Source organism: Proteiniphilum acetatigenes DSM 18083 (assembly GCF_000380985.1).
Lineage (GTDB): Bacteria > Bacteroidota > Bacteroidia > Bacteroidales > Dysgonomonadaceae > Proteiniphilum > Proteiniphilum acetatigenes.
In genome coordinates this window covers 21,312-46,121 of record NZ_KB905699.1, presented here as the reverse complement: position 1 = coordinate 46,121, position 24,810 = coordinate 21,312, and the positions used below count along the sequence as shown (strand labels likewise).

Here is a 24,810-nt window from a genome sequence, read left to right as displayed (position 1 = left end):
TTGCCTTTTGATATTGATTGCGGAGTAAGAACCCTATAAAAAATAATTATATGCAAACATTTTCAGTAAAAGCATTCGGGACAGAAGCACCCGAAACGGACTTGGAACAGATGATTATCGACCGTCGTGAAGTAACGACAAAAGATGTAGAGATCGATATCCTATTTTGCGGCGTATGTCATTCCGATCTACATACGGCAAGGAATGAGTGGCACGGGACCATATATCCCAATGTCCCGGGACATGAGATCGTTGGACGAATTACAAAAGTCGGTGACAGTGTGACCAAATTCAAAATAGGCGATCTTGCCGCTGTCGGCTGTATGGTGGACAGTTGCCGGGAATGTGAACAGTGTAAACACGGAAGCGAGCAATATTGCGAAAACGGAAATATCCAAACATACAACGGACACGATGTACATCTTAACAAGCAGACATTCGGCGGCTATTCGGAACGTATAGTGGTAGATGAAGACTTCGTATTACGTGTACCCGAAAATTTGGATCTGGCTGCTACAGCACCATTGCTCTGCGCGGGAGTAACCACCTGGTCTCCCTTGAAACACTGGAAAATAGGATCCGGGCACAAAGTAGGTATTGTGGGTATCGGCGGATTGGGACATATGGGCGTCAAGCTGGCCAAAGCGATGGGAGCCCATGTGGTAGTTATTACCACTTCCCCATCAAAAGTGGAAGATGCAAAGCGATTGGGAGCTGATGAGGTCATTTTATCGACAGACAAGGAACAGATGAGAGCCAACTACAACACGCTGCACTTCATATTGGACTGCGTTTCGGCACAACACGATGTGAATGCCTATCTACGGCTACTTAAAGTGGACGGCACACTGGCATTGGTAGGAGCCCCCGAACACCCGTTGCCCATTGCAGCTTTCAGCCTGATCCCTGCACGGAAGAATTTTGCAGGATCAACTATCGGAAGCATCAAAGAGACACAGGAAATGCTCGATTTCTGCGGTGAACATAATATTACCGCCGATATCGAATTGATCAATATACAGGATATCAATACCGCTTATGAACGGTTGCTGAAAGGCGATGTAAAATATCGTTTTGTGATTGATATGACCTCCCTGAAAAATTAAGCCGGACTTATCCGGCTTAACCGCCGGTTTGCCTATGAGATTTATCATAAACAGATAATTATGAACGGGAAACGACTATGAGTTCACTTTTCATAAAAAATATGGTTTGTAACCGCTGTATCATGGTGGTTCAACAGGAATTGGAAAAACTGGGGTTAGACGTGAAAAACGTCACGCTGGGAGAAGTAACGCTCGCCAAAGAGCCTACCGCCGAAGAAAAGAAGCAGATAGAGTCCGTTTTAATCCCATTAGGCTTTGAAGTGATTGATGATAAAAAAAGCAGGATCATCGAAAAGATCAAAAACATCATCATAGATCTTGTCCATCATCATGATAACGATACCAGAACGAATCTGTCAGAATTGCTGAGTAGTGAATTGCATCACGATTACAACTATCTCTCGAACCTCTTTTCGGAAGTGGAAGGCACCACCATTGAAAAATATTTCATCGCCCAGAAAATTGAAAAAGTAAAAGAGCTGTTGGTGTACGATGAATTATCTTTGAGTGAGATTGCTTTCCGCCTCAACTATTCAAGTGTTGCTTACCTAAGCAACCAATTCAAGAAAGTAACCGGGCTGACGCCGAGCCATTTCAGGCAAATAGGCAAAGACAAAAGAAAACCGCTGGATGAGGTGTGATGATATAGGCGATACAGGTTAGATTGCCTATAGTTCATCAATAGAGTACGACCAACAATGGATAAAACTATGGAGAATCCGGTTTTTCACAAAGAGTTAACCGCCCCGTGCGGGATGAATTGTGGTGTCTGTATTGCTTATTTACGGGAGAAAAAACCTTGCCCGGGCTGTAGGAAAAGAACGGAGAATAAACCTAAGCATTGCATAACCTGTAAAATTGCAAACTGTGAATATTTAGAGGAAACCGAATCCAAATTTTGTTTTGAATGCAGGAAATTTCCTTGCCAAAGAATAAAACAATTAGATTTGAGATACAGAAAAAATTACCGTATAAGCCTGATTGAAAATCTAGGGCAGATACAGTCAAATGGCATTGAATATTTCTTACAGTTACAGACCTTGAGACATATCTGCCCGTCTTGTCAAAATATTTTGAGTGTTCACCGCAATTTTTGCCTGCATTGTAAAGTAACGATTAATCCTGTCTAAACAAAACTGTTTAAAATAAACAATCATAAATTCATCCACCTGAAATAATCACTACGTAAGAGTATCGCGCTTATGAGCAGAATCGTAATACGGAAAATCAGAAAGAACGAAATTGGGAAATTAGAGGATATGCTCTATGAAGCAATTTATCAGACAGATGAACTAAATCCAATTCCAAGAAGTGTTCTGAACATCCCTGAGATTAATGTATACATAAAAGACTTTGGGAAATTGAGTCATGATTACTGTTTAGTTGCAGACCTGGATGGAAAAATTATTGGAGCAGTTTGGGTTCGGGTAATATCAGGAGCAGTCAAGGGATACGGCCATATTGATGATAAAACACCCGAATTTGCCCTTTCGTTATTCAAAGAATACCGTAATAAAGGAATAGGAACGGAACTTATGAAGAAAATGATTGAACATTTACGGGAAAAAGGTTATAAACAAACTTCGCTAAGTGTACAGAAAGAAAACTATGCGGTGAAACTTTATAAAAAACTCGGTTTTGAAATTATCGCTGAAAATGATGAGGATTATTTAATGCTACTGCATTTAAAAACATCGAATATCTAAAAACGCACGAAATACAATTATCTTGACCTCAATTCTAAACCCGTCGAATTCAAGGGGTTTATAAAACAAGTAGGCTTAAACAGTTTTATAATGATCCCGAAACGCTGGTTAGAAAGTACCACAAGAACAGGGAACAGATAAGAGATTAGAACAAACATGGAAATAATATACAAATGACAACAACCAAAAGAAAAGGAGCCCGTTCAACAAAAGACATCCCGACAGATATTCTACAACAGTTAAACTCCGGGCAGATTGAAACTGCCAATCTGGTGGAATGGTTAGCCGTTGACCAAAAACTTTTACTGGAGAATTTACTCAATCAACATAAACGGATAGACTATCTCAATCCTGTTTTAGCAAGAATAGACCAACTGAAAAAGCAGACGGTCAACACTATAAATGAGGCTATTGGCACAGAACTTTTTCTACAGGCAACCCAAAATAACGACAATGAGTTCCTGTCAATCATGTCAAATCATCATGCCGACCTTGTTCGTTGCTGGGCAACTTATACGATTGGAAAAAACGAAAATTTCAATATAACCGAAACGCTTGCACAAATACAGCCATTTGCGGCTGACAAACATTTTGGAGTAAGAGAAATTTGCTGGATGGCTGTCAGACCCAAGATTGTACAAAATCTTGAAAAAAGCATCGAAATCCTTTCCGGATGGACAACAAACCCGGATGAAAATATCAGAAGATTTACAACCGAGTCGACACGTCCACGTGGAGTGTGGTGTGAACACATAGAAGTCCTGAAAATAAGTCCGGAACTTGGTTTATCAATACTCGAACCATTAAAATCTGACAAGGCTAAATATGTGCAGGATAGCGTAGCCAACTGGCTGAATGATGCCAGTAAGACCCAACCTGAATTTGTCAGAGAACTCTGTAGGCGTTGGGAGACACAAAGCAATACGAAGGAAACGAGATACATCACGAAAAAAGCATTAAGGACGCTGAATAAATAAACATTACCTTGCGGAGAATAAACACAATATTCTTCGCATTTTTTGCATAAATAAAAAGATTACCCTTTACATCCGTAAATCTTACAAACCAATTCCACAATTACATAACATGCTCCAAATCTTTTGTTGCTAATTTTGCGTTATAAATTAAAGCAACCAAGATATGGCAACCGATCATAAAGAAATAGTTTATCTTCCTTTGGAAAATGTAGAAAGTGAACACTGCGCATTGATTGTGGATAAAGGATTATCACAGGTCAAGGGTGTGGAGACTCATAAAGTGGAGCTCAATAATCGGCGGGCAGCTATTACTGTAAATAACCGCGAAACCGTGCCCGAAGCAGTAAAAGCAATCAAAAACCTTGGCTATGGCGTTACCACCGTAAAGCATACTTTTCCGGTATTGGGTATGTCTTGTGCTTCCTGCGCAAGTAGCGCCGAAACTATCGTAACGCATGAGGCGGGGGTAGTCAATGCTTCCGTAAACTTCGGTACGGGAAACCTGACCGTTGAGTACCTGCCCAATATGACCGATGCTGCAAAGTTGCAAAAAGCCGTTCAATCTGTCGGTTATGACCTGTTGATAGAAGATGAAACCACTCAGCAGGAAACATTGGAGATGATCCACGCCGGGAAATTCCAAAAGCTCAAAAAGAAAACCATTTGGGCGATTATACTGGCCATACCCGTGGTAGCCATCGGCATGTTCTTTATGGATATGCCCTATGCCAACGAGATAATGTGGCTCTTCACTACACCCGTAGTGTTCTGGCTGGGAAAGGATTTTTATATCAACGCGTGGAAGCAGGCCAAACACCACTCGGCCAACATGGATACCCTGGTTGCATTAAGTACCGGGATTGCCTATCTGTTCAGCGTCTTCAACATGTTATTCCCCGATTTCTGGCATCAGAGAGGGTTACATGCACACGTATATTTTGAGGCTGCGGCAGTCATTATCGCGTTCATCCTGTTAGGGAGACTATTGGAAGAAAAGGCCAAGGGCAATACATCCACAGCTATCAAAAAACTGATGGGCTTACAACCCAAAACCGTAACAGTAATACGACCCAACGGAACCGAAGAACAGGTCGCCATTGAAAATGTGAATGTAGATGATATCATCGTTGTCAAACCCGGAGAAAAAATCGCGGTGGATGGTATAGTAACGTCCGGTAATTCCTATGTGGATGAGAGCATGCTCAGCGGTGAACCTGTTCCCGTATTGAAAGAAAAAGATGAAAAAGTATTTACAGGTACGATCAATCAAAAAGGAAGTTTCCGGTTCAAGGCGGTGAAAGTCGGCAAGGAAACAATGCTTGCCCAAATCATTAAAATGGTGCAGGATGCACAGGGCAGTAAAGCGCCCGTACAGAAACTGGTCGACAAGATCGCAGGGATTTTCGTTCCCATAGTCATCGGCATTGCCATCCTCTCCTTTATCCTATGGGTGAGTTTGGGTGGAGATAACAGTGTAGTGCAGGGATTGCTGGCAGCCGTTACGGTACTGGTAATTGCTTGTCCGTGTGCATTGGGATTGGCTACGCCCACGGCCATTATGGTGGGAGTAGGCAAAGGTGCTGAAAACGGTATTTTGATTAAAGATGCCGAAAGCCTTGAGCTGGCAAAGAAAGTAAATGCCGTCGTACTGGATAAAACCGGGACTATTACCGAAGGCAAACCGCAGGTAACGGATATCCAATGGCAGGACAATGATGATTCCACCAAAGATATTCTGTTCAGCATCGAGAAACAATCCGAACATCCATTGGCAGAAGCAGTGGTAAAACATCTGGAAGGTATCGCCACCACACCTTTAACAAAGTTCGGCAGTATCACCGGAAAAGGAGCTAAAGCCAATCACAATAATGAAACCTATTTCACCGGCAATCGGAAACTATTGACGGAAAACAATATCACTATTGCCGATAAATTATTAAAATATGCCGATGGATGGAGCAACCAGGCCAAGACAGTTGTCTGGTTCGCAAATAGCAAACAGGCCCTTTCGGTGATTGCGATTTCCGACAAGATAAAAGAGACATCGATAGAAGCCATCCGGCAGATGCAGGATATAGGCATCGACCTATATATGCTTACCGGAGACAATGAAGCCACGGCAAAAGCGATTGCGCAGCAGACAGGCATCCATCATTACAAGGCAGAAGTATTGCCTCAGCACAAAGCTGATTTTATAAAAGAGCTGCAACAACAGGGCAAGACAGTAGCCATGGTCGGCGATGGAATCAACGATAGTACAGCGCTTGCAACCTCGGATGTAAGTATCGCCATGGGGAAAGGGAGTGATATCGCGATGGACGTAGCCAAAATGACTATCATCTCATCAGACCTCACCAAGATACCGCAGGCCATACGGCTGTCCAAACAAACCGTAGCAACCATCAAACAAAACCTGTTCTGGGCATTCATTTATAACCTTATAGGCATTCCCATTGCAGCAGGTATTCTCTACCCCATTAACGGTTTCCTGTTAAATCCGATGATCGCAGGAGCAGCCATGGCATTGAGTAGTGTAAGTGTGGTAAGCAACAGTTTACGGTTGAAATGGAAAAATATCAATTCATAATTAGAAAATGGAAAATAAAGAACTTCAATTCAAGACAAACATCAATTGCGGAGGATGTGTTTCCAGGGTAAAACCCGGTCTGGATAGTGCGGAAGGTATCCGTGAGTGGAATGTGGACATCGATAATCAGGACAAGATCCTGACCGTACAATCCGAAGGTATCACTGCAGACAAGGTAATCGCCATCGTCCAAAGCAAAGGATTTAAGGCAGAAGCTTTAGTTTAAACTGAATGATCGGATCGATAAACAGATCCTGTTTGGACGCCCTCTGTACGAAATGAATCGGAGCCGACGAACCTATTACAACCTATAAACTTGTTTGATTTCGATGTGGTCTTCCGGATTTCATCCAAATCAAGCAAGTTTTTATTGTAATTGATATCCTTTCCGGGATAACCGGCAACACCTATTATCATTTCAAAACTACAGGATGGAAACCATCTCCAGAATAAGTTCCTTATAGACTAGAAATATTATACCATACTTGCAAAAACACGAACTATTCAAATTTATTGAAGTTATAATTACAATAATGACTATATTTTCGGTGTATTGAAATCATAATTACAAGAAACATGAGGAAAAATCAGAAAGTCAATATAATTTTGAATTATTTTTTCTGTTTTTTAATTTTACCACGAAGGCTCTAAGTTTTTTTCTTTGTGGCTTTATAATTCTTACATCTTTTTCAAGACCTTCTCAAACGTATTCAGATTGCGGGAAGTGAAAGCATCTTTTAAGTTTTTCCGTCCTAATATTTTTCCGAATTCAGACTCCAATGTGTTTCCTTTCGGTACTCTCCAATAGAAATTGTTTGCTGCTATCAAGCCCCTTTCTTCTTCCGTTTTTTTCGACTTTTCAAATTCTTCCATTAGCGTTTTTTCAATGCCATCAATGCCTGTAAAACCATAAATGTGAAAATCGGGATTGGCATCAAATGGATTTTCAGTAAAAATGGTTTCAACCTCGGTTTTGTCTTTTATGAAAAGAAAAGCATCGTAATTGAAGTGTGTGGACATAGCTTTTTCCAGCAGTGCTTTTAATTCATCTTTTTTCTTATCGGATGAGAACAGGATATTGCCAGATGCTAGGACAGACGACACATTTTCCATTCCCGTTTTTTCAAATACGGAACAGATCTCTGCCATTTTCATATTCGTTCCTTTTACGTTTACTCCACGCAAAAAGGCACAGAGAGTGGGTTTGTTTTCAGTAGATTTTTTCATGATTTAAAGTTTAACCCGTCTTCGTTAAAATCCGCTCAAAAAGCACACGGCAGACTTCCCTGTCATTTTCCGATTGGCTGTCATTGTAATTTTGAATATCCGTGCTCATCATTTTCATTTCTCGCAGATTTCTTTCAGTTTTTGCAATGCTTTCGGGTAGTTTTGGTTGAAATAATCCGCATAGCTTTCGACAACGTCAATATCAACGGTAAGGGTCGTGATGCCGTTGTTTTCCTCAAAAGTGTAATTCTCAAAACCGCCTGTCCATTGCTCTACCTGTTCGCCCGAAGTGATTTCTTTATCCCCGTCCAGTATTCCCGTGGAGCGGCTAGAAACGAATTTGTAGGGATTGTTTTCGGCAATTTCGGCTACCATTCCGCCTTTTTTACCGTTTTCGTCCGTGCCGATGAACAGGATTTTCGAACCTTTTTCCCAAGTTCCCTCAAAGGTCGAACCGGGGTGAAACAGCGATGTCCAGTACTCGTAGGTCGTTTTATCGTCCAGTCCGAGCATCGTGCGGTACACCTTTTCGGCAGGGGCTTTTATCTCAATTTTGAACTGTACCCTTTTCCTGGCAGCGGCAGTGGAAGAGGGCTGCTTTTCCACGATTTCTTTCAGGTTTTGCAAACCTTTGTCGAAGTCCTTATCCATATTCATAAAGAGGTTCATCAGGTTGAAAGGGTAGGATGATTTACCCGAAATTCCCCATCTCACGAGGGTTTCGTTGGGCGATTTTTCTTCGACCGTGATGTAGGATTTGTTGGGTTCGTCGCCGAAATCGTAAAAAAACAAATCGCTTTCCATTCTTTCGTTTTCCACGATGCGGGTAATGACCTGTGCCCCTTTTCCAAGGGTTTCGCTGTCCCAACTGTACCTGAAACCGACCGTGCCGTCCGTTCCTTCTGCGGTTTTCGTCATATTCGGGTCAGAAAGCTGCCACACCCCGAAATTATCCTGATTTTTGACGTACCTGATGTAGTCAAACACTTCTTTTTGGGGCTTGTTGATGACTATTTCGCCACTGCTTTTGTATTCTTTCGGTACAAAAAGTGCCACTATAAGAAGTATCACGATGATTATCAGTATTGCGATGAGAATTTTTTTTAGCGTTTTCATATTCTAATTTGTTTGAGGGTTAATGTTTAGCGTTTTATCCAAATTTTGGATAGGCAAACAAACAATTGTAGTTCTTATATTCATCCTATTTATATTTTGTATTACAAATTTAAAAATATTTCTTTTTTGTCAACTTTACATAAGGCAAGAAATTGAGCTGCCATATTTGGATTTCCATTTAATTGAACTTGTCCCTGCTTCGCCATTGAGTTATCAATGCCTGAAACAATTGAGCGAGAATTCGGTAAACTGCTGAAAATAAAAGACAATTACCCTAAAATTGTAGTGTAAGGCGAACGTTTTTTTGAAAGCAGTTATGGAGGAGTTAAGCACATTTATATACGGAATTTTCTGTCATCTACTCTAACCCCGAAGATAGTATAAATCTATATCATCATCCACGCACCAATCAATAATATCTTTTTTCGTTTTTTCATTCCTTTATTTTTGCAAATCTAATTTCATCAAAAATCTTATTGTCTTTGCAAATAGATTTCTTAAATACTGCTTCTTTTACAAATCCGCATTTTTCAAGAACTCGTTGTGAAGCTTGGTTATATTCAAAAACACCAGTATATATTCGAACAATATCAAGTTGGTTAAATCCCCATTCCGATATTAAGTTAACGGCTTTTGTCGCAATTCCTTTATTCCAAAATGGTTCACCGATAAAATAACCAATCTCTGCACTTTTCCTATAAACGTCTGTCCCCGGAGACAAGCTTATATTTCCCACGTAATCATTCTGGTATTCAATTGCAAAAAATGTCTTTGGAGTTTGAGAATCAATCATTTTCTTAAAGCTCTTGGCATTCTCAATCGTATATGGCTTTGGGAATCCATCTCGCAAATTAATACTAACCTTTTCATTGTTTGCATAAATAGCCAGTTTCTCTAAATCAGCATCCATTAATTCTCTGAGAATAACGTCTCCATCCTTGCCTATTATGATTTTTTCCATATTCTTATTCTATTCAATCGGCGTAATGTCCATCAATCCTAATACAATTCCGATTAATATTGATGTTGAAAACGCACTTTCATTTTTTGAGTATTCTCTCCAAGTAAGCGACATCTAACAAATTTACTGTCTCAAAAGTTCCTTTATAAAATACACCCCAATTATTAAAAACACAAGGCAATTCCTTTGCTTTTTGTAGCGTATCCACTTGAATTAAAGATAAAGGAACATCATTCATTTTACAATACTGCTTTATTATCTCAATGTTTTGATAGATATAAGGGCATTGCATATCATAATAAATTGTCAACTCTTTGCTTTCAATCCCCTGATTTTTAACATTTGGAGCGAATTTCGGTATTGTACCGTCAAAAGAAAGAACAAGCAATTCATATCCATTATCGGTAGTATCAACAACCTCAAAACCGAAGTTCTTCGCAAATGATTGATCGGAAAGCCAGGCTTTTTGTTTTTTTGCTCCGAGCATACAAATACCGGATTTTCCCTTTTCTTTGGCATCAGCGATACAATATTCCATCAACGATTTTCCATAGCCTTTTCCTTTGTGGGCACCTAAAACCCATAAGCAATATATATAATAATAGTTGTCACCAATTATAGGGATCCAGGCTGTTTCAAGAGGGGCATATTCAATAAAAACTGTGGCTTTCTCGTTTAACTTTCTAAAAGTATGACCCTCATTTAGTCGGTCAGAAAGCCATTTTCGCTTTGCATCAATACCCTGATGGGACTTTTTACTACGAATAATACAGCATAAATGCTCATTGGCAAGATTTGCTGTTGTCAAATTTATAAAATCAGTATTCATATGCACCTTGCTTCAAATCATCGTATTTTATTCGTTACGTTGTCGCACGACCAACGAGTGGGCGCTTGCCGAAGTGGCGGAATAGAAACCACAAAACGTCTACAATCAGTTTGACACTGCCATTTCGGTAAACGCAATGTTAGGGGTTGGCATTGAATTTCTTCATATAGTCTCCCATTTAGGTGTAAATCTTATTCTTTTCCCATCATCTGTGGTGTGTTCTTCTAATGAGTTTTCTTTTGATTGAATGCAAATGTATAACATTTCATCATCCGAAGTATTACATAGACCTCTGACACCATTAGGGGCGACTCTTATTATACTTCCTTCTTGTATGGGGAAACAATCGGCATCTACCTGATAATATCCCGAACCTTTCAGAATTATGTACGTTTCTTCATCTTTGTTGTGTACATGGAAATACCCCAATTCCGATTTTGGCGGTATTACTGTAAAAGAGATTTCTGTTCCTGTTGCGTTTGTTGGTTCTTTCAAAAATACCTTTCCATTAACCTCTTTACCTGTTTTGGTGTGAATCAGAGAATAAGACTTTATATCGTCTAAATTTCCAATATTTATAGCCGTATGATTCTTACCTTCTGAAATTTTTTCGATTTGTTTCATAATTTGAGTTTTTGGAATAAATAATACAACTCCTATTTTATTGGTCTATTAGTTCTTGAATCTCGTTTAAATGTAACTCAATATGACCTAAATATCCCTCAATCATTTGTCGAAGAGTTACGGTAATATCCTCAAAGCTTTGCCATAAATTATCAAGTTTTGTCTGGTCAACTGATTTAATTACATGAATCATATGCAAATTATAATACTTCCAAAGTTGGATTATTGTTGTCCAATCAGTGTTTTGGTAATCCTGCAATGCAATCCATAAATCATTGTCCTGCTGATAATCAGGAAAGTCAAGTTTTTCATTGTATTGTAATCGAATCATTCGTTGATGATTATTCGCTGCTGAATCAATTAAGTGTCCGAGAATCTGTTTAATTGTCCTGTTTTGTTTATTTCGTTTGTTTGTAATCGTATCAACTGGCAAATCTATCAGTTTTTGCTCCCATGTATCAATATACCTGAGAATTCCATTTGTTACATTTGAAAAATCCATGTTATTATCTATTTAGTTTATCGTATTGTAGGTTCTTTTTTGCATGCGGCACAACGAGTGGGCGCTTACCGAAGTGGCGGAATAGAAACCGCAAAACGTCTACAATCAGTTTGACACTGCCATTTCGGCAAACGCAATTATGTGCTGGCATTTATTTTGAATAGTATTTTTCAATTCCGCCAAATCCTGTTATTATTTTATTCTCTTTCGTTTTACTTATGAAGTGGTTTAACCGCTTCTCAAATTCTTCTGGTCGTTTCCTTGCTGTTTCAATGTATGCAATTCGGATACGCTTATATGCGTCGGAAAAACGTTGATAGTTTTTCCATACTATTTTATCTTCTTTCAATTTGTCAATTATATCATTTGGAAAAATAAAAGGTTTAGACAAAACATTTTGTATTTTATCCTCAAATTTTGGGTGTATCATTTTATTTCCCAATAACCATTTGAGCCTTTCTTTGTTGGCTTGTGAGTAAGTGCTGTTAGGATTTCTGGGGGTGAAACGCTGAATTTTATGTTCTTTGTCAAGTGATTTTATCGTACTGTCAATCCAATCGAAACAAAGGGCTTCTTCAACCGCATCATTGTATAAAATGCTTTTTTTACCTGACGATTTCTGAGGAAATACAAACCAAATTTCGCCTGTGGTTTCAAAGTTGTCTGTCAACCACTTTCTCCAATCTTCTCGATTTTCAAAATACTTTATTTTATTTTCCGTTGTCATAACAGGTCATCCAAACCAATTATTTTACTGCCTTTACTCTCATAATAATGAAGCATTTCGTCAATTTTCCTTTTATCATAACTTGTAATACAATCGGATAAGACATTAACGCCATAATTTGCCTTACGTAGATTAAAACAGGTTGATTTAACGCAAGCGACAGCATCTGCTCCTGCTATGTAGAAATCACATATTTCATTTTTACTAATAAAGTCTACAAATTCCTCACTACTTAATGCGTTTCCTTTGTATTTTGTGAAAACATTTTTTGACACTATTTTCAAATCCGAAGCTAATTCAGCCCCACGTGTATTGGGTTTAAAGGTCCTCGTGCCGTCTGATAAATTTTCATGCCTTATATAAACAACATGAATATTGCTATTGATTGCCCAATCTATGGATTTATTTATATTGCCAATTATTTCCTTGTAATTCTTTGTTATATCATTTTGAATGTCTATTATTATTAATGCTTTTTTCATTTTTCTTATCTTTTGTATCCTTGTCGGATGGTTTATATTTAAACAGTCAATTCTGCTTTTCATTGTCCCGTATGCACTGTCGCCCGCTTGCCTACAACGTCTTATTTACGTAATAAATCCCCAACATTCATAAATGAGAAATTTAGAACATTCGTAAACCTAATTTTTCAGTCTTTCTATTTAATAAAAACAAACAACTATATATCAACAACTTAATTAATATTTTTACTCTTTACTTGTTTTATATTTACGTAAGTTATTCTATGTTGAGTACAATACAGCTCCATTTTCAAAGATAACTGTTCTTTATGATTTTATCGTTCAAATGAACGAAATAAATTGAGGCTTTTCACTCCTCCGCATTTCCAAATATAGGTTTAAAATAGGAATACCGGTTTTATCGTTTGACAGGTGCTGTTTTCGTATTTGCTATCATTTATAATCAGCTATCTTCGGGGTGTAGGTACTACTGGTAAGTATTCAAAGTGAAGTTTATAGCTATTGAAATCTAGATCGGTTACTTGGAAAAAAGAAAATAAACATGTACTTTTACCGCAAAATAGATTGTGTTGAAAAAGAAGATTGCCATATCATCCGTTGTATTAGCCATACTTATCGTGCTGGTGTCGGGGACCATACCGCATCATCATCATGATAACGGAGCAATCTGTTTTCATGTGACGCATGGTGAGAATGACAATTCCACAGACAACGAACATACCGGTAAAAACAGCCATAGCTGCCATCACGATGTAACCTGCATTGCAAAAACAAACTATTATTTTAGTCCTGAAAATAAGGTAAAAATCAAAACGCCGTCATGTGACAATTGCGATGATCCGGGACATACTCATCTCTTTCCCTTACTTTATCTTGTCTCGGATTTTTTAATACACCCCGCTTATAATACCTATACAAAACCTAAACAGGGGGAATACATACTATTTTACACATCTGCCGAAGTAAGTCAGTTCCATGGCTTACGTGCCCCGCCTTTTGTCCTTTCCTGATTAACCTGCAACATTCTATAATACAGGATAGATAGTTATACACGAAATAGCTATCTGTACAACTTTTTCCATTCACCATAAAGCAGCAATAAATATTATCAAAATGAAGACATATATTGTAGGCTTATTCATTGTAATAGCCTTGATTATTTCCGGTTGTCATTCCGGAAATAAAAACCAGACATCGCCGGATACAAAAGACGCGTATGAACATCTGCACGACCACGAGAACGGGCACAGCCACTCACACTTACACGATCATGACCATGACCACTCATCCAGTGACGGACACAGCCATTCGGAAGGTGGAGACCACGATCATAATCAGGGGCATGCCCATTCAGACGAAATCCACTTCACCCGCCAGCAGGCCGAAGCTGTCGGTTTAGAAGTAGAACAAGTTACACCCGGCACTTTCAGCCATGTGATTAAAACCAGCGGACAAATTCAGCCGGCACAAGGTGATGAAGTAGCGATCGCGGCCACATCCAACGGGATCGTATCATTTACCAACCCATCCATTAGCGACGGTAGTCCTGTCGGAGCAGGCCAATCTATCGTAACCATATCCGCAAAAGAACTACTCGATGGGGATCCGTCAACCAGGGCCAAAATAGAATTCGAGACAGCCCAAAAGGAGTTCCAACGGGCAGAACTACTGGTGAAAGACCAGATTATCTCCACCAAAGAATTTGAACAGGCCCGCCTCCGTTACGAAACCGCTAAAACGGCCTACAATGCGCAGGCATCCAATATGACAGCAAACGGCGTGAGGGTCACCTCCCCCATCAACGGATATATAAAGACCAGAATGGTGGCACAGGGAGAATATGTATCCGTCGGACAACCCATCGCCATTGTTTCGCAGAATAAACGGTTACAATTGAAAGCGGAAGTTTCCGAAAACTATTTCAGCAGCCTCAGGAATATCAGTAGTGCCAATTTTAGAATGGCTTACGACAAGACGGTTTACAAACTATCGGACATGAATGGCCGTCTGTTGTCGTTCGGCAAAGCGGCAGACGGACAATCGTTCTTTATTCCCGTTACATTTGAATTCGACAATGTAGGAGATATCATCCCCGGCTCATTTGCAGAAGTATATCTGTTATCAGCCCCACAGGAAAATATAATTTCCATTCCGGTATCGGCACTGACCGAAGAACAGGGACTATACTTTGTTTACTTGCAATTAGACGAGGAGGGATATAAAAAACAGGAAGTAACGATCGGCCAGAATAACGGAGAGCGGGTACAAATTCTGTCAGGCTTAGCTTCAGGAAATAAGGTTGTTACCAAAGGCGTATATCAGGTGAAGCTGGCGGCCATTTCGTCCGTAATGCCGGAAGGGCACACCCACAGTCATTAACCGCAAAGTCGAAACGCTATGCTGAACAAAGTAATAAGATTCTCATTGAACAACCGGTTGGTTGTGCTGGTCGCTTCCGTACTATTAATGCTGGCAGGGATATATACCGCCACAAATATGGAAGTGGATGTATTTCCCGATTTGAATGCGCCTACCGTCGTGGTAATGACGGAAGCCCAAGGGATGGCACCCGAAGAGGTAGAGCGGCTGGTGACTTTCCCGATTGAGACATCCCTGAACGGTGCGGCCGACGTACGCCGTGTCCGCTCGTCTTCCACTACAGGCTTTTCAATTGTATGGGTAGAGTTTGACTGGGGAACTGACATTTACATCGCCCGGCAAATCGTATCCGAAAAGTTGTCTACCATCAGAGACGCACTTCCTTCTTATGTGGGGAACCCGACTTTAGGACCACAGTCGTCCATCCTCGGTGAACTGATTACCATCGGATTGACTGCAGATTCAACTTCACTTCGGGACTTGCGTACATTGGCCGACTGGACTATACGCCCACGCCTGTTATCCACAGGCGGTGTCGCACAGGTTACCGTTATCGGCGGCGAAATCAAAGAATACCAGATATTGTTGAATCCCGAAAAGATGAAGCACTACAGCGTAGGTCTGGACGAAGTAGTCAATGTAGTACAGAACATGAACCAGAATGCGTCGGGAGGAGTATTGTATGAATACGGGAACGAGTATATCATCCGTGGCATTCTTTCCACAAACCAGGTAGCCGCACTGGGAAAATCCGTGGTGAAAAGTGTAAACGATGTACCCATTTTGCTTGAAAATATTGCCGACATCAAGATAGGCGACAAGGCTCCCAAATTAGGGGTGGCATCTGAAAAAGGAAAGCCGGCCGTACTGATAACGGTCACCAAACAACCCGCCACCAGTACGATTGACCTGACGGACAAGATAGACCGGTCTTTGGAGGAACTTCAACAGACACTTCCTGCAGACGTAAAAGTGACTACCGATATTTTCCGTCAGGCACGCTTTATAGAAAGTTCCATCAACAACATCCAGAAAGCATTGCTTGAAGGAGGAATTTTTGTGGTAATTATCCTGGCCATTTTCCTGATGAACGCGCGTACAACTGTTATTTCGCTTGTCACCATTCCTCTTTCACTGGTATCCGCAATTCTGGCCCTGAAGTTCATGGGGTTAACCATTAACACCATGAGCCTGGGAGGTCTGGCGATCGCGATTGGGTCATTGGTAGATGATGCGATTGTAGATGTGGAGAATGTGTTTAAACGTCTGCGGGAGAACCGGCAAAAACCGAAGGAAGAACAGAGAAGCGTGATAGCGGTGGTATATGATGCATCGAAAGAGGTACGCATGCCCATCCTTTATTCGACTTTTATCATCATTGCCAGTTTTGTTCCCCTATTCTTCCTTTCAGGGATGGAAGGACGCATGCTGATACCCCTTGGAATTGCATTTATCGCGGCACTGTCTGCATCTACAGTTGTTGCACTGACATTGACGCCGGTATTGTGTAGCTACCTGTTGGGCAAATCGGAAAAAAAAGGCGACAAACCGGAGAAAGAATCCTTCGTGGCTTTACGGTTAAAATATGTATATGAAAAGGCGCTTATATGGACATTGAACCATAAAAACTGGGTACTTGGCGGAACCGGTGCGGTGCTAATCGCTTCACTTGTCATTTTCTTCACATTGGGCCGCAGCTTCCTTCCCCCGTTCAACGAAGGCTCGTTCACCATCAGTATCAGCACCATGCCCGGCATATCACTGGAAGAATCAGACAAGATGGGAAGGATAGCGGAAGAACTGTTGCTCTCCATTCCGGAGATACAAACAACAGGACGCAAGACCGGACGCGCCGAGCTCGATGAACATGCTTTAGGAGTAAACTTATCGGAGATAGAAGCACCATTTACATTAGGTAAACGCTCTAAAGACGAGCTATTGGAAGAAATACGGGAGAAACTGAAAGTGCTGCCCGGCGTAAATATCGAAATCGGGCAACCCATTTCACACCGTATCGACCATATGCTATCGGGCACAAGAGCGAATATAGCCATTAAACTGTTCGGGCCTGACTTGAACAGGATGTACAACCTGGGTAACCAGATCAAAGCATCTATCGAGGATGTCGAAGGGATTGCCGACCTGAACGTGGAGCAACAAATCGACCGCCCGCAATTGAAAATAGAACCCAAACGGGAACTGTTGGCAAAATACGGAATTTCATTACCTGAATTTGCCGAAATCATCAATGTGATGCTGGCCGGCGAAGTCGTTTCACAGGTTTACGAAGGGAACAACTCGTTCGACCTCACATTGAAAGTGAACGATGAAAGCCGTTCAACGGCTGATAAAATCAGGAAGTTGACAGTGGATGCCAACGGCCGGAAAATTCCGTTGGAAAATATTGCCGAGGTCACCTCGTCCACCGGCCCCAATACGATTAACCGTGAAAATGTGGCCCGCAAACTGGTTGTTTCGGCAAACGTGGCCGGACGCGATTTACGGGGAGTGGTAACCGACATCCAGAAAAAAGTCCGCGACGAAATTCAATTACCCGAAGGTTATCATATCGAATATGGCGGACAATTCGAGAGTGAGCAGGCGGCATCACGCATGTTGCTTATCACATCCATATTCTCTATTATGATCATATTCCTTTTACTCTTTGCCCAATTCAAGAGTGTGAGGCAATCAGCCGTTATATTGCTAAATCTTCCGCTGGCATTGATAGGGGGCGTATTCGTCATATTCTTCACCAATGGGGTAATAAGCATTCCTGCCATCATCGGTTTTATCTCACTCTTTGGGATTGCCACCCGTAACGGGATGTTACTCATTTCACGTTATAACGATTTGCAGGATGAAGGGTATTCAAAGTTCGAAAGTGTGATGCAAGGCTCATTAGATCGCTTAAATCCTATCCTGATGACTGCATTGACATCCGTCTTGGCGCTTATTCCCCTTGTATTGGGTGGAGACCTTCCGGGCAACGAAATACAAAGCCCCATGGCTAAGGTCATATTAGGTGGATTACTGACCTCTACCTTTCTGAACGGTTTTATCATTCCTATCATGTATCTGATAACCGAAAGGAAAGTAGTTGAAACAGAAGTTATACAAGATGAAGAGAATTAACGGTCCCCACAAAACATCTAAAGGTCCCGCTTTAGTGGCAGTGGAATTCCAGACGAAAATTGAAAGGCAAACATACAGAAAACAACTAACAGAATTCAAATGAAAACAATCATAACAACCCTGTTGATACTGTTTATAAGCATCACCCTGAATGCGCAGACAACTATCAATTCCGTATTGGCTTCGATAGAAGAAAACAATACAACATTAAAGTCGCTTCGTGAAAGTGCGGAAGCACAAAAGTTAGAAAATAAAACAGGCATATATCTTGAAAATCCGGAGGTCGGGTTCAATTATCTTTGGGGAAATCCTGCGGATATTGGCAACCGTACCGATTTCAGCATTATGCAAACATTCGACATAGCCACTATCACGGGAATGAAAAGCAAAGCAGCCAATAAGCAGAATGTATTGGTCGAATGGCAGTACAAAGCCGACCGTATGAACATCCTTTTGGAAGCAAAACAGTACTGCATCGACCTGATTTATTACAACGCGCTGAAAAAAGAGCTGGATCAGCGTTTACAACATGCCGAAACAATTGCTGCAGGTTACGAAGACCGCCTGAACTCAGGTGATGTCAGCCGTCTGGAATATAATAAGGTACAACTCAATCTTACCAGCGTGCAGGGAGAAATATCCCGTATCGAGGTTGAACGCAATGCATTGCTGGAACAATTGAAAAGGCTGAATGGAGGAACAGACATCGTACTGGAAGATTGGCAGTATGATAATATCTTGCTTCCACTGCATTTTGACGACTGGTTTGCACAAACAGCACAACAAAATCCGGTTTTAGCCTATGCCAGACAGGAAATAGAAGTAAGTAAACAACGACTCTCACTGAGCAAAACAATGAACTTACCCACCCTCTCTGCCGGATACATGAGTGAAAAAGTAGTTGGAGAACGCTTTCAGGGTTTTTCTCTTGGCATCTCCATCCCTTTGTGGGAAAACAAGAACCGGATAAAACAAGCCAAAGCATCGGTAAAAGCAGCCGAGTCGCGGGAAACAGACAGCCGCCAACAATTTTACAATCAACTGCAGATACTCTATAATCGTACTGCCGGTTTGAAAACAGCAGCTGAAAAATACCGCCAATCGTTGGTAACGGCAAACAACACCGACCTCCTGAAAAAAGCCCTGGATGCAGGAGAAATATCGCTGTTGGAATATATGGTAGAAATAGGTTTATACTACGAAACAATCAACCGTACATTAGAGGCTGAAAGGGATTACCAAAAAGCGTTCGCGGAATTATCGGCAGTAGAGCTATAGTTCTATGCCGGCATAATCTGACAAGCAGGCTCCTGATCCTGATTACTCCCGGCTTATTGTCCCGGTATACCGATAAATATTTCGTTCTTTTCCTCTTCCGAAAGAGAAAGAAAACGTTCGTATTGTTTCAGCACATCACTAATGATCTCATTTTTCGTATAATATTGAATATCATAACCCTGCCTGCTGTCACCGAAATAGGTTTGCGGGATAAATATCCTGTTACTGTCAATATCCGGAGTATTTTCTTCTTTTATCAGGGACTCTGAAATAGTCTTGGGTTGCGTACGCACACCATATTTGAAATCGTTAATTGCATCGTGTGCAATGACAAGTTCTGCTCTGAAAGGGTGTTCCAGTGTTTTAACTTCGGCAACGATATTTTCATTTTTCAATTCTTCCGCCAACTCGGTGAAAGCAGGTAATACAACTTTTCTCAGGAAACGGTTGATCGCGTTTTTGTCTTTATAACTCACAATATGGCGCAGGCGCGTTTTCCACATATCACCTGACCAACCATTGGTAGAATGCGAAAAATCCCGCTGATAGTAACCGCTGTCTATCACCAACCCTTTTACAAGATTATAACAGAAAAACAGCATAATAACAGCAAACGGCAACGCGGTAATAAGGGTCATTACCTGCAACGATTGTAATCCCCCGGCATTGAGCAATACCAATGCCAGCAGAGCCAGGAGACTGCCCCAGAAAGCCAACTGCCATTTCGGCGAACGTGCCGCATTTTTAGTGGCAATACTGTTCATAACGAGTATCCCCGAATCGGCAGAGGTAACAAAAAAGATAAAGATGATAAAGATTACCAAACTATTGGTAACCTGCTGTAAAGGTAAATATTCAAAAAATTTGAACATCAGGGTATCTGCCTCGGCAGCCAGAGCACTCAAAGCGCCGGAAGCCTGATGCTGGTCGAACCAAATGGCGCTGTTTCCAAAAACGGTCATCCATATGAAATTGAACAGGGTGGGAATAATCAGTACCGCACCTATAAACTCCCGCACCGTCCGTCCTTTGGATATCCGTGCAATAAACAGGCCGACATAAGGCGACCAAGAAATCCACCACGCCCAGTAAAGCACAGTCCAGTCGAAATACCAGCCTTGCATGCCCGGCTCGAAAGCATGTGTATTGAACGTGAGACTGAAGAACTCATTGATATAATATCCTAATCCTTCGGAGAATGTCCCCAATAAATAGACGGTCGGCCCGGTCAACAGGACAAAAAGCATCAAAATAACCGCTGCAACAATATTTATCTGGCTTAACCTTTTCACTCCCCGGCTGACACCGGAAGTGGCCGAAAGTATAGACAAGAGCATTATGAAAACAACAATACCTATCTGGTAGATGAACCGGGAACCCGGCAAAATCCCAAGATGTGTCAGTCCGGCACTCAACTGCATAACGCCAAAACCCAGAGAAGTTGTAATACCGAAGAAGGTACTGCATAAGGCAAACATATCGATAAGATTACCGGCCCTGCCGTTGATCCTGTCTTTCAACATGGGATAGAAACAACTTCGTAGCGAAAGAGGCAGTTTGTAACGGTAGGCAAAATATGCCAGTGAAAGCCCTACGACACCGTAGATAGCCCAGGCATGAATTCCCCAATGGAAAAATGTAAATAACTGTGCATCTTTAGCCCTTTGCACTTCCGAATTGCCCGCGAAAACAGCATCGGAATAATGTGCAATAGGTTCGGAAACACTGAAATACATCAGGCCGATCCCCATGCCGGCTGCAAAAAGCATCGAAACCCATGAGAAAAAGGAATATTCGGGTTTACTGTCGTTCGGTCCCAGTCTTATTTTCCCGTATTTACTGAAGATCAAAAATATCAGAAACAGTACGAAAACAGTTACCGCCATGACGTAAAGCCAGTTCAGATTGACAAACAAAAACTGCTTGACATTTTCCAATAAACGTTCCGAAACATTCGGGAAAAAAGAGGCAATCAACGACACCGAGACTATAAAAATGAAACTCGGAACAACAATACCTTTATTAAATGTAATCTGTGATTTTATTACTCTGAATGGGTTCATGGCGCACAAAGGTAAGGATTCTAAGGCAAAATAACAACTCTGGCCGGAACATAGAGGGTAAATACTAATACAACAATACGATTTCACAGGGGTCACTTTCGCGTCACAGTTGCCGGACTTTTACTTTTAATTTGGCAATTACCCTTTTTCGTACTATTTTCGCATGATAAAAACGTTCCCAAACTACATCTTTTGGGGCCATAATCAACGAAAAAATCATGCAACTAACAGCGAAATTAATTCAACTTCTTCCGCTTCAATCCGGAACAGGAAGAAACGGCGAGTGGAGAAAACAAGATATTATTGTTGAGACACAAGATCAATACCCTAAAAAGGTATGTATTTCTTTATGGGGAAATAAATTCCAACATATCTCACTCAATTCAGGCGAACTGTATACTATCGATTTTGATGTGGAAAGCAGGGAATTCAACGGAAGATGGTATACCGATGTAAAAGCATGGAGAATAGAGGCCCAGAATGTGCAAAACAGCACCCCGGCTCCCTCACCGAAAGACGAATATGAAGATATACCACCTCCGGAAAATCCGTTTAGCGGAGCGAATGAGGAGATTGACGACCTACCGTTTTAACCAAGAAAAGGTTATTTATCTATAAAAAAGAGGGAGTTTTTGATGCTCCCTCTAAGCGGAAAGAAAGGGATTCGAACCCTTGGTACCCGTGAGAGTACAACGGTTTTCGAGACCGCCCCGATCGACCACTCCGGCATCTTTCCTGATCGGATGCAAAATTACGCTATTTTCCCGTAAAACAGCACATAATCCTTCAATAAATTAGACATTCTCTCACAACGGTATAATCCAGGCAATACTGGATCATGCATATTTAACTTAAAGAAACAGCCCGATTCATTTCTTTAACGCTTGCAATGCCTCATTGGTTGCGGCAAGCAACGGCTCAATGGAAATAGGTGAACCCACAGCATTTTTCATCCAATGCTGGGGAATAATACTTCCCTGCGTATACATGCGATCCATCTCGTCGGCAAGATTCTTACCCTGTACCTGCTGCTCAATCTGGAAAGCGATCAGATGGCCCATCGGATAGTTGGGCAGATAGAGCGGATAGTCAATCATATGTGAATAGATACCAAGCAATGTCTCATCCTCTCCTCCCAATATACCGGCATAATAGCTGTTCCATACCTCTTTGGCAGCACTAATCACCGCCTCTTTCAGTTGTTCCGCTGTAGCATCGGGGTTAGCATATAGCCATTCCCATACCTGTATGTCGACAAGAGAAACACCCATGATCTCATAACAAGACCAGAAATTATCCAACGCCAGCCAATACTCATCTTCCGGGTTCGGATTTTTCAATCCCAACAACTCCAGATCCCTCTTCTGGAAGATAAATGCTACTGCTTCAGTAAAGGCAGTATTGGGAACACCGTTCAATATATAATAATCCACATCGTTCATGGTAATGGTCTGCTCCACATTATGTCCGAACTCATGCACAGCAATATTGTAGCCTTTGTAATCCATACCTTCCGTCCCGACACGGGTACGCAAGCGTGCTACATCATTCCGCATGGCAGCTCCCCAGGCATGGCCGGCACCACGGGAAGCATCCACCGTAACAAGTGAAGCAATCTCTCTGGCTTTAGCAGGCTTCCAACCCAACTTTATCAAAATATTGGGAAGGTCTTCTTCTAGTGCTTCTGCAGAGGGATACTTCCGCGAAGTGATGGCTGTCAGGTCATCTTCAGGAATACCTCCTCCCGATTTGAAACCGTTGTACCAGATATCGAACGGTTCCAGCTTCCGTCCCAGCCTCGATTCAATAAATGAAGCCACCTCTTTCACCTGCGGCGAAGAGAGCAATCCCCTGAATAGTTCCTCCACATCTTTTTGAGGTACTTCCATCGTACCATCGAACGCACGGATTAGTTGAGTGGGATAATGGGGAGAATAGGGATCGAGCTGACGCATCGCCCGGAAATTTTTCAGAAACACCTCATACCTACGGATATCTTCGGGTTTGGATGCGACCGTTTTTCCATTATTATCAAATAATTCATTTGTGATCGGGTTCCATGAATAGCTGTCGCTATTGATTACCTGGCGGGGAATTGACTGGTCGATAATGCGTTGCATCACACCGTAGATCATCCGCTGTTTTTCCAATCCTTTTTCACTGTCGGCATAATTCGATTTCAGTTCGTCTCGCAATCCCCAGTGAGAGATCAGTTTCATATTGGGGGGAAACAGTTGTTCTCCATTTTCATTCCGCAGATTTCCCATATAGATATTGTAGTCGGAGATATAGGCATCTGCTTCGGTTATCGTTCTGGAAATATCCTGCTGAACAGCTGCCGGCACACGCGATATAAACCTGTCACCCATGCGGGCATAGGCCCACTCTTTTCTCGACCATTCTCCCCCCTGTTCAGTTTTTTCTTCCAAAGTATAGAAGGGAAAATTCAATGCTGTAAGAAAAGCAACTTTATTGTCGTACAAATCGTCGGTCAAATGAGCCGAAACATCATAGCCGCCAAACATCATGTCTACGGATGTGATCTCAGGCCCCTCTAATTGCAAGGGTGCTTTGAGCATCACATCCATCTTATGGAAGTAGCCGTAAATCACTTCGAAGTTACGTTCCAACGTATTGAACAGCCGGGAGAGTTGCGCCGTATCACTAATGAACGAACCCTTGCAAAATCCGGTAAAATCATCTGCCGTACCGTCTTGTTCACGCCACAGCCCGGCTACCTGCCGCACCCCACGTTCAATACGGAATGCGTGAGATTCCCCAAGAGAGTCTGTGAGTTGTTTAATCACCGCCTCAACCTGGGCATCAGGGATAAAATCAGTTGTCTGCATCTTATTTTTGTTGTTTTGACCGGAATTATTACATGCTGTTAATCCGATAAGAAAGACAGAAAGGGTAAAGAATAAGAATTTCTTCATGACTTTGTTTTTAGTTTAAAACATAAAGACTCTTGATATTGTACATATTTCACAAAGATATAAAAATCAATTAAAAAACATCTTCTACTTACCCAATGTTCCGGAATTTTTTTATAGTTTTACACCACAACATTCATCGGAGTAAATTTGTTTTTATCCGGCCAATACCAGGATA

General features: G+C 41.4%; 22 protein-coding genes and 1 tRNA gene. 12 read left to right on the top strand and 11 right to left on the bottom strand.

All coding sequences use genetic code 11. The annotated features are described in order from the left end of the window. Positions 1-50: 50 nt before the first annotated feature. The 7 genes from F597_RS0112740 (at position 51) to F597_RS0112715 (ending at position 6,602) form a co-directional block, all read left to right on the top strand. On the top strand, positions 51-1,106 hold the full coding sequence (locus F597_RS0112740) for an NAD(P)-dependent alcohol dehydrogenase (protein ID WP_019540134.1): 1,056 nt from the start codon (positions 51-53) through the stop codon (positions 1,104-1,106). A 101-nt stretch (positions 1,107-1,207) separates the two neighbouring features. Next, positions 1,208-1,747 carry a helix-turn-helix domain-containing protein gene (locus tag F597_RS0112735; protein ID WP_425413897.1) on the top strand — a complete coding sequence of 180 codons (540 nt, stop codon included), beginning with the start codon at positions 1,208-1,210 and terminating at the stop codon, positions 1,745-1,747. A gap of 57 nt (positions 1,748-1,804) precedes the next feature. Further along, entirely contained in the window at positions 1,805-2,236 is a 432-nt protein-coding gene (locus F597_RS23130; protein ID WP_081624377.1) for a DUF3795 domain-containing protein, read from the top strand. A 72-nt stretch (positions 2,237-2,308) separates the two neighbouring features. Then, the gene (locus tag F597_RS0112730; RefSeq protein ID WP_019540132.1) at positions 2,309-2,812 is read left to right on the top strand and encodes a GNAT family N-acetyltransferase; all 504 of its coding nucleotides are present in this window, start codon (positions 2,309-2,311) and stop codon (positions 2,810-2,812) included. A gap of 173 nt (positions 2,813-2,985) precedes the next feature. Next, positions 2,986-3,789, top strand: coding sequence for a DNA alkylation repair protein (locus F597_RS0112725; protein ID WP_019540131.1), 804 nt, complete (start codon positions 2,986-2,988; stop codon positions 3,787-3,789). A 163-nt stretch (positions 3,790-3,952) separates the two neighbouring features. After that, positions 3,953-6,376 carry a heavy metal translocating P-type ATPase gene (locus F597_RS0112720; protein ID WP_019540130.1) on the top strand — a complete coding sequence of 808 codons (2,424 nt, stop codon included), beginning with the start codon at positions 3,953-3,955 and terminating at the stop codon, positions 6,374-6,376. Positions 6,377-6,383: 7 nt separating this feature from the next. Beyond that, a complete protein-coding gene (locus F597_RS0112715; RefSeq protein WP_019540129.1) occupies positions 6,384-6,602 on the top strand; it encodes a heavy-metal-associated domain-containing protein in 219 nt (72 codons plus the stop codon). Positions 6,603-7,054: 452 nt separating this feature from the next. Here F597_RS0112715 and F597_RS0112705 read toward each other — a convergent pair whose 3' ends face one another. The 8 genes from F597_RS0112705 to F597_RS0112660 form a co-directional block, all read right to left on the bottom strand. Then, positions 7,055-7,603 (bottom strand): DUF1697 domain-containing protein, encoded by a 549-nt coding sequence (locus F597_RS0112705; RefSeq protein WP_026327418.1) that lies wholly within the window; start codon positions 7,601-7,603, stop codon positions 7,055-7,057. A 114-nt stretch (positions 7,604-7,717) separates the two neighbouring features. After that, positions 7,718-8,719: an SRPBCC family protein gene (locus F597_RS22880; protein WP_019540126.1), complete on the bottom strand. Its 1,002-nt coding sequence runs from the start codon at positions 8,717-8,719 to the stop codon at positions 7,718-7,720. Positions 8,720-9,152: 433 nt separating this feature from the next. Continuing rightward, positions 9,153-9,680 (bottom strand): GNAT family N-acetyltransferase, encoded by a 528-nt coding sequence (locus F597_RS0112685; protein ID WP_019540125.1) that lies wholly within the window; start codon positions 9,678-9,680, stop codon positions 9,153-9,155. Positions 9,681-9,759: 79 nt separating this feature from the next. Then, complete coding sequence (locus F597_RS0112680; RefSeq protein ID WP_019540124.1) at positions 9,760-10,509, bottom strand: GNAT family N-acetyltransferase; 750 nt, start codon at positions 10,507-10,509, stop codon at positions 9,760-9,762. 162 nt (positions 10,510-10,671) lie between these two features. Further along, complete coding sequence (locus F597_RS0112675; RefSeq protein WP_019540123.1) at positions 10,672-11,133, bottom strand: cupin domain-containing protein; 462 nt, start codon at positions 11,131-11,133, stop codon at positions 10,672-10,674. A gap of 37 nt (positions 11,134-11,170) precedes the next feature. Continuing rightward, positions 11,171-11,635, bottom strand: coding sequence for a DinB family protein (locus tag F597_RS0112670; protein ID WP_019540122.1), 465 nt, complete (start codon positions 11,633-11,635; stop codon positions 11,171-11,173). A gap of 151 nt (positions 11,636-11,786) precedes the next feature. Further along, a complete protein-coding gene (locus F597_RS0112665) occupies positions 11,787-12,362 on the bottom strand; it encodes a YdeI/OmpD-associated family protein (RefSeq protein WP_019540121.1) in 576 nt (191 codons plus the stop codon). Beyond that, on the bottom strand, positions 12,359-12,844 hold the full coding sequence (locus tag F597_RS0112660) for a cysteine hydrolase family protein (RefSeq protein ID WP_019540120.1): 486 nt from the start codon (positions 12,842-12,844) through the stop codon (positions 12,359-12,361). The genes F597_RS0112665 and F597_RS0112660 overlap by 4 nt, the downstream gene beginning before the upstream one ends. 569 nt (positions 12,845-13,413) lie before the next feature. Between F597_RS0112660 and F597_RS0112655 the strand changes: the two genes are divergently transcribed. The 4 genes from F597_RS0112655 (at position 13,414) to F597_RS0112635 (ending at position 19,636) form a co-directional block, all read left to right on the top strand. Next, complete coding sequence (locus tag F597_RS0112655) at positions 13,414-13,854, top strand: DUF6769 family protein (RefSeq protein WP_019540119.1); 441 nt, start codon at positions 13,414-13,416, stop codon at positions 13,852-13,854. Positions 13,855-13,957: 103 nt separating this feature from the next. Then, positions 13,958-15,223 (top strand): efflux RND transporter periplasmic adaptor subunit, encoded by a 1,266-nt coding sequence (locus F597_RS0112650; protein WP_019540118.1) that lies wholly within the window; start codon positions 13,958-13,960, stop codon positions 15,221-15,223. A gap of 18 nt (positions 15,224-15,241) precedes the next feature. Further along, entirely contained in the window at positions 15,242-18,358 is a 3,117-nt protein-coding gene (locus tag F597_RS0112645; RefSeq protein WP_019540117.1) for an efflux RND transporter permease subunit, read from the top strand. 99 nt (positions 18,359-18,457) lie between these two features. After that, a complete protein-coding gene (locus F597_RS0112635) occupies positions 18,458-19,636 on the top strand; it encodes a TolC family protein (RefSeq protein ID WP_019540115.1) in 1,179 nt (392 codons plus the stop codon). Between the two features lie 53 nt (positions 19,637-19,689). On the opposite strand, the gene F597_RS0112630 is transcribed toward F597_RS0112635, so the two are convergent. Beyond that, on the bottom strand, positions 19,690-21,699 hold the full coding sequence (locus tag F597_RS0112630) for a BCCT family transporter (protein ID WP_026327417.1): 2,010 nt from the start codon (positions 21,697-21,699) through the stop codon (positions 19,690-19,692). Positions 21,700-21,917: 218 nt separating this feature from the next. Here F597_RS0112630 and F597_RS0112620 point away from each other — a divergent pair, with 218 nt between their 5' ends. After that, entirely contained in the window at positions 21,918-22,292 is a 375-nt protein-coding gene (locus F597_RS0112620; protein ID WP_019540111.1) for a DUF3127 domain-containing protein, read from the top strand. A 56-nt stretch (positions 22,293-22,348) separates the two neighbouring features. Here the strand turns inward: F597_RS0112620 and F597_RS0112615 are convergent. Both F597_RS0112615 and F597_RS0112610 read right to left on the bottom strand, forming a co-directional pair. Continuing rightward, a tRNA-Ser gene (locus tag F597_RS0112615) sits at positions 22,349-22,435 on the bottom strand. 133 nt (positions 22,436-22,568) lie between these two features. After that, positions 22,569-24,635: a gluzincin family metallopeptidase gene (locus F597_RS0112610; protein ID WP_019540110.1), complete on the bottom strand. Its 2,067-nt coding sequence runs from the start codon at positions 24,633-24,635 to the stop codon at positions 22,569-22,571. Positions 24,636-24,810 lie beyond the last annotated feature (175 nt).